Genomic DNA, 1,116 nt, shown 5'->3' on the forward strand with positions numbered 1-1,116 from the left:
GTATTATCTGCGCTTTTGGCTTGGCATCTGCCGCACCTCGCTCGCCGTATCGGCACTTAGAATTATGCGGTATTGCCTTAAAAGAAATTATGCAGATGGAAAGGATAAAGAAGTAAAGCCGGAGATTGTGGGCACGGTAGAATCATGAAGCATGTAAGGGGGTTCAAATGGATTATATCCAAATTACAAAGGATAATATTGAGAAAGAACATATCTGCTGTGCAATGTCCGGCAAGCAGAGCGTGATGAAAAAGGAATGGCTTAAGCAGCGCTTTGCAGAAGGTTTGGTTTTCTACCGGAGCACGGAGCGCGGCAAATGCTTTATTGAGTATATCCCGGCAGAAAACGCATGGGTCCCGATTCAGGCGGACGGATATGTTTATATCGATTGTTTGTGGGTATCCGGTTCCCTAAAAGGACACGGATACGCCAATGAACTGTTGCAGCAGTGTGTGCAGGATGCAAAAGGGCAGGGGCGAAAAGGGCTGTGCATTCTATCCGCAGAAGGACGAAAACGCGAATTTCTCTCCGACCCTAAATTTATGGCATATAAAGGGTTTGCTGTCGCAGACACATCAGAATGTGGAATCAACCTGATGTATCTGCCGTTTGAACAAGATGCCGAGCCGCCAAAATTCAAGGCGTGCGCCAAGCACCCTGCGGTAGAGCAGAGTGGGTTCGTTCTTTATTATACCGATCAGTGCCCGTTTACTTACTACTGGGTGCCGCGGGTGGAAGAAGCCGCAAGAGAGCACGGGATACCGTTGAAAGCTGTTCATATCACCAGTAAGGTGCAGGCACAAAATGTGCCCGCGCCGGTTACAACCTATGCACTGTTCAAAGATGGCAAATTCCTGACCCAGAGCATTCAGTCTGACAAAAAGTTTCTGCATCTCGCAGGGGTACGGAGTTAACCAATGTTTACGTGTGAAACAAGCGGCCGAATGTTTTTGCGTTAGCAAAATGGAGGAGCCTAAAACGGTTAAAAATACTCCGCAGGGACCGCACCATGTACGCCCGTATTCACGGAATAAAGTCTAAGGCAACACCGCACAATTCCCGCCTTGCGGCTTAAGCACCGCTCCGGCAGCTGCGGCACGGCATCTGCGTTGCCAA

1 protein-coding gene is annotated in these 1,116 nt (G+C 49.0%); it reads left to right on the forward strand.

The window, feature by feature from the left end; translation table 11 throughout:
• Nucleotides 1–167: 167 nt before the first annotated feature.
• Entirely contained in the window at nucleotides 168–914 is a 747-nt protein-coding gene (locus C4885_RS16115) for an N-acetyltransferase (RefSeq protein ID WP_114001303.1), read from the forward strand.
• Nucleotides 915–1,116 lie beyond the last annotated feature (202 nt).

Source organism: Subdoligranulum sp. APC924/74 (assembly GCF_003324125.1).
In the GTDB taxonomy this organism is placed as follows: domain Bacteria; phylum Bacillota; class Clostridia; order Oscillospirales; family Ruminococcaceae; genus Gemmiger; species Gemmiger qucibialis.

What these genes read in the sequence shown, in the direction of transcription:
- C4885_RS16115 (WP_114001303.1), top strand. Translation starts at nt 168, where the DNA reads ATGGATTATATCCAAATTACAAAGGATAATATTGAGAAAGAACATATC.